The sequence below is a fragment of the Chlorobium phaeovibrioides genome, assembly GCF_003968655.1.
GTDB classification, from domain to species: Bacteria; Bacteroidota; Chlorobiia; order Chlorobiales; family Chlorobiaceae; genus Chlorobium; species Chlorobium phaeovibrioides.
The window spans coordinates 1-8,796 of sequence record NZ_RXYK01000025.1; the positions used below are offsets into that span (position 1 = coordinate 1).

7 protein-coding genes are annotated in these 8,796 nt (G+C 52.9%); 6 read left to right on the forward strand and 1 reads right to left on the reverse strand.

What is annotated here, in order from left to right; genetic code table 11:
• Positions 1–322 precede the first annotated feature (322 nt).
• Genes EKD02_RS09405 through EKD02_RS09420 form a run of 5 tightly spaced genes read left to right on the forward strand, consistent with a single transcriptional unit; the run spans position 323 to position 6,878 of the window.
• The gene (locus EKD02_RS09405) at positions 323–2,230 is read left to right on the forward strand and encodes a polysaccharide biosynthesis protein (RefSeq protein ID WP_126385223.1); all 1,908 of its coding nucleotides are present in this window, start codon (positions 323–325) and stop codon (positions 2,228–2,230) included.
• Positions 2,221–3,351 carry a glycosyltransferase family 4 protein gene (locus tag EKD02_RS09410; protein ID WP_126385225.1) on the forward strand — a complete coding sequence of 377 codons (1,131 nt, stop codon included), beginning with the start codon at positions 2,221–2,223 and terminating at the stop codon, positions 3,349–3,351. Before EKD02_RS09405 ends, EKD02_RS09410 begins: the two co-directional genes overlap by 10 nt.
• A 10-nt stretch (positions 3,352–3,361) precedes the next feature.
• The gene (locus EKD02_RS10050; protein WP_185805740.1) at positions 3,362–4,648 is read left to right on the forward strand and encodes a hypothetical protein; all 1,287 of its coding nucleotides are present in this window, start codon (positions 3,362–3,364) and stop codon (positions 4,646–4,648) included.
• Positions 4,645–5,760, forward strand: coding sequence for a glycosyltransferase (locus EKD02_RS09415; RefSeq protein WP_185805741.1), 1,116 nt, complete (start codon positions 4,645–4,647; stop codon positions 5,758–5,760). The genes EKD02_RS10050 and EKD02_RS09415 overlap by 4 nt, the downstream gene beginning before the upstream one ends.
• The gene (locus EKD02_RS09420) at positions 5,757–6,878 is read left to right on the forward strand and encodes a glycosyltransferase family 4 protein (protein WP_126385229.1); all 1,122 of its coding nucleotides are present in this window, start codon (positions 5,757–5,759) and stop codon (positions 6,876–6,878) included. The genes EKD02_RS09415 and EKD02_RS09420 overlap by 4 nt, the downstream gene beginning before the upstream one ends.
• A gap of 25 nt (positions 6,879–6,903) precedes the next feature.
• Here EKD02_RS09420 and EKD02_RS09425 read toward each other — a convergent pair whose 3' ends face one another.
• Positions 6,904–8,514, reverse strand: coding sequence for a glucosamine inositolphosphorylceramide transferase family protein (locus EKD02_RS09425; protein WP_126385231.1), 1,611 nt, complete (start codon positions 8,512–8,514; stop codon positions 6,904–6,906).
• Positions 8,515–8,698: 184 nt separating this feature from the next.
• On the opposite strand from EKD02_RS09425, the gene EKD02_RS09430 reads away from it, so the two are divergent.
• A partial coding sequence (locus EKD02_RS09430) for a transposase (protein WP_148102971.1) occupies positions 8,699–8,796 on the forward strand: 98 nt, incomplete at its 3' end.

The following is an 8,796-nucleotide window of genomic DNA, read 5'->3' on the forward strand; positions in this document are numbered from 1 at the left end:
GTCTCTGGACTACAGCACTCCTGATGAAGTGTATCGTTCAGGCCAAGGCGGCGGGGCCCACATCGTTGACAAGTACCAGCTCAAGAACGAGCCACAGGAAGAGGTAAATGAACAAGAGGGGCAGCGCCTTTCCGCTGCATAAACAGCAGGTTGCCAACTTAAACTCAGGTCCTTTTTGTCTATAGGACGGGGTCCACTAAATAGTTCTGCTGGTCTCTACAGCTTGTTTCTGAGTCAGCTGTCGTATGGGAGCCTGGTTACTTCCCCTGCGTACGCCTGATAATACAGTATTCCATTATTTCCCTATGATGCATTACGCTGAATGAAAAAAAAATTATTGGCATATCCCCGGATGCTCAAGCAGTCGATAGTCATTGCAACGGATGTGCTGTCGATACTGCTCTCAGTCTGGGTGGTTTTTTCGGTTCGCTTTCATGAGTGGCATGTTCCAGCCGGTGAGCAGTGGTTCCCATACCTGCTTGCCCCTGTATTGGCAATACCGGTATTTATCCGTTTTGGCCTGTATCGAGCTGTGTTTCGATATAATGGTTTCGATGCATTGAATGCGATTTTCAAGGCAACCGTGGTGTATGGTATACTGTATTATTCAATTCTCTGGGTGTTTCGATTTCCCTCAATCCCTATTCGTTCCATCGGTTTTTTGCAGCCTATGCTGCTGTTGCTTGCTGTAGGCTGGACGAGGATTTTCGTCAGAATATGGTTCTCCGGAGCTGATGCTGCTTCCGCAACCAGCACGAGTGCAGAACGGGTGCTGGTCTACGGTGCCGGTGCTGCGGGGGTGGAGATAGCTCGGGCACTTCAGGCTAGTCCGAAATTTGAATTTGTGGGGTTCGTTGATGATAGTCCGGGTCTTCAGGGCAGAATGATCAACGGAAACAGGGTGTACGCCCCCAGGGATGCACAATCATTCGCTGCCTCGGGAGAGGTGACGGGGATATTGCTGGCCATCCCATCAGCAAGTCGTCATCGCCGCGCTGAGATTGTGGAGCAGTTCAGGGCGTATCCGGTCCGTATCAAGACCTTACCCGGCCTTGAGGCTCTTGCTGATGGCCGGGTGGCTATTTCAGATATACATGAGGTTGGCATTGAAGATCTTCTTGGCCGTGATCCCTTACCGATAGATCGGCCGCTTGTTGAGGGGGCCATATCGGGCAGGGTTGTTATGGTTACCGGTGCGGGTGGAAGCATCGGGGGAGAACTCGCCCGTCAGCTTCTTATGGCGGCGCCGTCGGAGCTGTTGCTGGTCGATAATGCCGAGTACGGCCTGTATGCCATACACCGGGAGCTTGAGCGCTCACTACTGAAATCGGGCGGTGCGACGAGGCTTGTTCCCCTGCTTGCGGATGTGACCGATGGGCGCAGGATTCGCTTACTCTGTACGAAATACTCCCCCAGAGTTGTATACCATGCGGCTGCCTACAAGCATGTACCGATGATTGAGGAGAACCCGCTTGAAGGGGTTCGCAACAATGTGTTCGGTACGCTTTGCATGGCAAAAGCTGCTATGGAGGCCGGGGTTTCATCAATGGTTCTTGTCAGTACCGACAAGGCCGTTCGGCCGACGAATGTGATGGGGGCGAGCAAGCGGGTATGCGAACTTGTGCTCCAGGCGTTTGCCGCTGCTGCAGGTCATACGACCTGCTTTTCCATGGTCCGTTTCGGGAATGTCCTTGGTTCGAGCGGGTCAGTCGTGCCCCTTTTCCGTGAGCAGATCAGCCAGGGCGGGCCGCTGACGGTGACCCATGAGGATATTACCAGGTATTTTATGACCATCCCGGAAGCAGCTCAGTTGGTGATTCAGGCCGGGGCGATGGCTTCGGGGGGTGAGGTGTTCCTGCTCGATATGGGTGAGCCTGTGAAAATCCTGGATCTGGCGCGCCGCATGATTGAACTGTCGGGCTTGAGCGTCAGGGATAAGGATCATCCTGATGGGGATATCGGCATTGCCGTTACCGGGTTAAGGCCAGGGGAAAAACTGTATGAAGAGCTGCTTATAGGGGGTGAGCCTGTTCCAACGGCCAATTCCAGAATATATAAGGCCAACGAGTATTGTATCGCCTTAGATGAGCTGGAGCAGTCTATAGATGAGCTGGAGCAGTCTATAATGGGAGATGACATTGATAATACCCTGCAGGTGCTGATGGAACTGGTTCAGGACTATGTGGCCAGCAGCAGGGGTTTGACGGCTGAGGTGGTCTCATGCGCATAGCCTATCTCGCTTCCTCCTGTATTCCCTCAAGGACCGCCAACAGCATCCATGTGATGAAGATGAGCCAGGCCTTTGCCTGTAATGGCCATGACATATGTCTGATTGTGCCGGACCGGCCTGACTGCATGGAACATGATGTGGGGGATGTGTTCGCTTATTACGGGGTTCAGCGTGTTTTTGAACTTTGGTATCGTCCCTGGTCGAAACTTCCGGGACGATCATTTCTTAATGCGCTGTCATCGGCCCGGGCAGCACGGTTATGGCAGGCGGAACTGGTGTATGGGCGCAATGTTCTTGCCCTTTTTTTTGCAGCATTTCTGGGTAGTAAGGGAGTCGTGTTCGAGTCGCACCATCCTATTGAGGACTCTCCGGCATTGATCAGAAAGATGTTTGCTGTTCTTCTTGCAAGAAAGAGTTTTCTCGGAATGGTGGTTATTACCGATGCACTGAAAAGACATTATGAAGAGCGGTGGCCGGAACTTGCGGGTCGGGTGCTGGTTGCTCCCGATGGGGCGGATCCTATGGATTGCCGGCAGATGCCGGAGATCTTGCCGGGGCGAAGGGACGCCATCAAGGTCGGCTATGTCGGCAATATGTATGCAGGAAAAGGGATGGAGTTGATCGCTCTGTTAGTTTCGCGATGTCCCTGGGCTGATTTCCATCTTGTGGGAGGCACTGAAGGCGATATCCTCTATTGGCAGTCGAAGATGCACGGGGTTCATCATGTATACTTTCATGGCTATGTACCGCATGGACAAACCCGGGCGTTCATTGCGGCCTGTGATATTCTTCTTTTGCCCAATCAGAACAGTGTTAGTACGCATGGTGAGAGAAGTACTGATATCGGTAAATGGACATCTCCCCTGAAACTGTTTGAGTATATGGCTGCAGGAAAAGCTATTGTAGCTTCGAATCTGCCGGTCTTATGCGAAATCCTTGAACAGGGAAGGAATGCATTATTGTGTGACCCGGCCGGTCCTGCTGAATGGCAGGCTGCGCTGGAGCAGCTTCGGGACAATCCGGGATTACGGGATGTCCTTGCCGGGGCAGCGAAATTGGATTTTGAGAAACGGTATAGTTGGAGTCAACGGGCAATAAACATTATTACAAAATATGGCTGATAGCAGTGTTATGTCAGAACGGAAGGAATCCGGACCGGTGTTTGCGGGAGTTGTATTGGTACTGTTGTTCCTGTTTCTGTACAATATCAATTTCAGCTTTCTGCCGGTAATCACTTCCCGACTTGTTCTTCTTGTCGGGATGCTTTGGGCGATTGTTCTGGCTGTAAGGGGGGCGAGACTCTCAATGAACCGCGATATGATAATGGTTCTGGGATTTGGAACACTTTCTTTTGTGTATTCGTTGGTGAACCTGTTTCTCCATGGTTTTTTAGACGCCTCTTTGACGAAAGGGACGGCTTTGATTTTAGTGCATTCTGCGTTTGGAGGCTTCTTCTTTGCGCTGTTGTTCAGCAAGGGCCGGTATGAGTTTCGGGGAGTGGTGAAAATGCTGCACGCAGCGATTACCCTTCAAGCGGTTTTCATTGTGCTGTTTTTCGTAAGTGCAGGCTTCAGGGAGTTCAATCTGGATTATATCGTTACGAACAGCAATCTTATTCCGAGCGCAAGCAGCTTCAGATCTCGTGGCATTGCTGGTAGTTACGGGGCATCTCTTGCTTTGGCTCAATCGTTTGGGCTGTTGTTTGGCGGCTATTTGATTGTTTCATGGTCCGACAGGCTTTCTGAACGGATCTATCTGGTGGCGAGTTTCGTGCTTATTGTTGCCTCTGTGATGCTTACTGGGAGAACCGGGTTGCTCATGTTGCCGGTGGTATTGCTCTATTTTGCTTTGGTGGCATATAAGGGGCCTAAGGGCCTGAAAAGCGGGATTCTGCCTTTTTTCCTCATTTCAGGGAGTCTTGTTTTGGGGCTGTTTGGATTGAAGTTCGGGGCAGCTCTCCTTTCAAGGGCAGACAGTGCCGAAAGGTTTAATAGTTTGTTGAACTGGATTGCTATGGAAGTCATCGTTACGGATGATGGGATACGTTTTTACACGTTGGATGTGCTTCTTAAACATGTGTTTTTTCCTGATCAATGGAACCTCGTTGTGTTCGGTGATCCGGCCACATGGGATTTGCACCGGGTGCCTTCGGATATTGGCCCTATACGGCTTCTTTTTGGTTCCGGCGTGCTTGGTACCGTGCTTTTCTATATGTCGTTTATCGTCCTGTTCTTTTCTTTGGTACAGTCAATAGATGGGTATCGGGAAAAACTATTTCTTGGGTTGCTGTGTGTGTTTCTTCTTGTGACGGAGTTCAAAGAGCCTTTTTTGATGAAAGTGAATGTGAATTCCTATCTCTTTATCCTGTTTTTTTATCTCCAGTTGAGCAAGCCGGGAGTGATGAAGGGGCTTCAATGAGGATTTTGTGCGTCATCGACAGTTTCGTTTCCGGCGGGGCGCAGCGGCAGATGGTAGAGCTTGCCGTTGGCCTGCAGTCGTTTGGCCATGATGTCGAGATGTTCGTCTACCACCCGGAGCTTGATTTCTTTCGGGGTCCTGTTGACGAGGCCGGCCTCAGGGTGCATTCAGTTACGAGCGGTGGTGGATTTTCGTTTCCGGTGCTTTCCGGTCTGGCGCGGGTATTGCGGGAAGGAAAGCATGATGCCATGATCTCTTTTCTCGGGTCTTCGAATGTCTATGCGGAGCTGGCCCATATGGCTGCGCCCCGTACCCGCTTGATTGTGTCCGAGCGCAACAGCCACCTTGCTGATGGTTCAGCTATTACGGCATTGCTGAAGAGGGTCCTGCATGTGCTGGCCGGCAGGGTTGTTGCAAACAACCATACCCATGCCGAATGGCTCCGAGGCTATCCGTGGCTCCGGCGTAAGGTGGCCATAATCTATAACGGGTTTGCGCTTGATGGGCCGGATGTGCTGCTGCGGGAGAAAAGGAGAGAGGGCCTACGGCTGCTTGCTCTGGGACGGGTGGTTGAGCAGAAGAATGTGCTCGGCCTCATTGAAGCGCTGAAGCTGTTCCATCAGCGCAACGGATTTGTGCCGGAGGTTTCCTGGGCCGGACGAAGGGAGGGCAGCACAGGCGGGAGCCGCTATCAGGAATGGGTGGAAGCACTGCTTTCGTCCAATCCGGTGATCAAGGATCGGTGGCACTGGCTTGGTGAGCGGAAGGATGTGAAAACGCTCTTTGCAGAGCATGACGCGCTGATTCTACCTTCGTTGTACGAAGGGCTGCCGAATGTTGTCTGCGAAGCATTCATTGCCGGCACACCGGTGCTTGCTTCGAATGTGTGTGATAACCCGCTGCTTGTGCCTGATGGCGAGCGGGGCCTGCTTTTTGATCCGGAAAAACCGGAGGATATGGCCCGTGCCATAGAGCGCTTTCTTCAACTTGATGCCGGACAGCGTCACCGGTTGGCAGTGAACGGGAATGCATATGCCGTGGCCCATTTAAGTGTTGAGCGGATGGTCAGGGAGTATGACTTGCTGCTTCAGGACATGACGGATACGCATTGAAACAGCTGCGTGTTCTTGTTGTGGGAGCATTCCCCCCGACTGATTCAGGGATCTTAGGAGGTATCGTTACCACCTGCCGTACCCTGCTCTCTTCATCCTTCCCTGACCGGTTCGACCTTTCCCTGTTCGATACCACCCAGATCAGCAACCCGCCTCCCCCCTTAATCCGCCGCATGCTTCTTGCCGCATCACGGTTCGGGAAATATCTGAAGCTGGTGGTTGAGCGTCCTGATGCGGTTCTTATTTTTACCTCAGGAGGCGCCAGCCTGGTTGAAAAGACCGTTATGGCAAGGGTAGCCGGATGGTTCAGATGTGCGGTGCTGCTGTTTCCGCGCAGCGGCATTATTATGGACCAGTTTCATGCATCCTTTGTGTACCGGAAATGGATCGGTATGGCCCTGTCCAGCGCCGATACACTGCTGTGTCAGGGTCCGGCATGGCATCGCTTTGCGGTTGACGGGCTCGGCTTCAAGCCTGAATGCGCCCCAATCATCCCCAACTGGACGGCTTCCGATGCCCTGCTTGCCATAGGCCGGTCACGCCGTCCCCGACCTTCCGGGCTGCCGGTGCGACTCCTGTTTCTTGGCTGGCTTGAAGACCACAAGGGCGTTTTCGAATTACTGGAGGCCTGCAGGGAACTGCTTCCATCGCATTCCTTTCAACTGACCCTTGCCGGACGGGGGGACGCAGAGACGCGGGCAAAGGAGTTCGTTGAGCGGGAGGGGCTCGGCGGTGTGGTGGCTTTTGCGGGGTGGGTGCGGGGCGATGAACTGCTTGCTCTTTTCAGCGAATCGGACGTGCTGGTGCTTCCTTCCTGGCATGAGGGGTTCCCGAATGCCATGATTGAGGCTATGGCGGCAGGTCTTGCGGTTGTGGTATCGGCTGTCGGCAACGTGCCTGATGTGGTCACAAACGGTGAGGAAGCACTGCTGGTGCCGCCTAAAGATGCTGCGGCATTGGCTGAAGCCCTTAAACGGGTAATGGACGACGGGGAGCTGCGTAACGCGCTGGCAATGCGGGGCCTTGCATTCGCAGCGGGCAGTTATGGCGTTGAGCAGGGTGTAGCGCGGCTGACGCAGGCCATCAATGAAGCGGTTCTTGTAAAACAGGTCAGCTGAAGCCAATCCAAGGGGAGTGGGGGCGCTAGCCCGAGAGCTTTTCCTGGCGGAGGATGTCGAGGGCAAGGACCCCGTTGCAGTATGAGAGGGTATGGGTGCCTAGGCAACCGGGGAAGAGGTCCGGAGATATTGCCGCAACGATCTTTTCTTCATAGGTCGATGGCGTCATGAGGGTTATTTCGGCAACCCCCATCGATTCCCCGTACTGGTTGAATCCGTGGACCTGGAAAACCCGGTAGAGTTTCCCTCCGTCCTTGATGAGCCCTCCGTTCCGCGCCTGCTCGGAATTGAATATGACCGGGTTGCCGGGGTGAGGCGTCCAGCGCTCACTGTCTGGGCGGTCTGCATGGAACAGGTGGAGTTCAGAGCAGCGTTCGTCGAGGGTTGAAGTGTCAATGTTGGTGAGCATCCACCATCGGTCTTCGTGCTCGACGAGCATCGTGTCGGCCGCCGTGATCCCCTTCATGATGGTTTTCGAGTATCTCCATCCTGTCGGGAAGTTTTTTGGTTGGTAGAGCCGGATTTCACCGGCTTCGTGGGTTTCGGGGCACATCCATGTTTGGCCTTCCCATTGGAAGATGAAGGGGAATGACAGGTGGAACGGCTCGTCCAGCAAGGTTCCGAGCGGGATACTGCCTTCCGTGGTGAGTTCATATCCTGTTATGGTTCCCTTCATTGTATCATAGTCGAAGTCTTCGACGAAACATACATGCTGGTCGTCCTCCGACCAGACCACCGGGTCTGCAAGGTAGTGGCGGGCCGGGTTTTTTATTATCGTCGATTGCCGGAGGTCTGCGGACTGCCACTTGTCCGTGAATTGGTATGCAATGCTCCATCGCTGGGCCTTTTTCTGCACATACCTGCCTGCGCTCCTGTCGTATGCCATGCGAAAGGCTGAGGGAAGAAGGCGGATAAGGAGGTAGCGCAACTGGCGTGTGATGGATGGAGCGCTTTTCCATGAGGGTGCCGGAGATGAGCCGGCGGATTCTCTCTCTGGTTCAGAAGTGTTTTGTGCTATGCGTTTGAGCTCTCTGTGAAGAAATGCGAACCCTTTTTCTCTTAGAGATATCCTGTTGATGGAGCAAAACGGAGAGACCGGTATTTTTCCGCTTACGGTTATCTGTGGGCAGCTGTTGGCTTTGCTCCAGTGCAGAATGGAGAAGCCTGCGCTTTTGTGTTGATGGAGTGCTTCAGTGAAGCCTTGCGGCCCTTCCGGAGAGTTGCCTTTGGTGTGTGCATTCAGCGCAAGGATGCCAAGGGGGGCAGTGGTTTGTAGTGCTGTATCGGGAGTACCCTGTGCGGTCCATAGGAGGATGTCGGGTTGCAGTTGCGTTATCATGCTGGCTACTTCGGTGGGTCTGTTTAGATGTATTTTATGGCTGACTATGTTATATTCGTTGAGTGCACGGGTTCGAATGTACGGGCGGAAATGTCGGGAACTGAAGATTGCAAGGTGATCGATTGCGGAGATTATTTTCCAAAGGCTCCTCTTGATTGCTTCCTTGAAGCCGAAAGGCGATTTCAGGATAACAATCCCCCCTATCCTGTACTGCGGGCTTTCACTGCTGTTTTCAATAAGCCGGTGAAGGGACTCGTCTATGGTTTCTGTGTCGATAACCAGTACCGCGTTGATCATAACCGTTTGTGTTCGTTTTTGCCCTTAAGGACATGTAGTTTTTAAAGTATACGATATATGAAGCAGATTCTTCAAGACATGGAGCACGGGCGCACCTATATTTGACCCCTTCCCCGAAAACCAGGCACATGTAAAGTAGAGAATTCCGGCAATGAGTATCTTGAATCAAACAGGAGCCATTGCCATGAAAAAGTCACGATTCAGTGAAGAGCAGATCACCTTCGCCCTCAGGCAAGCCGAAGCAGGAGTAAAGGTGAAAGAGGTCTGCCGGCAACTGGGAGT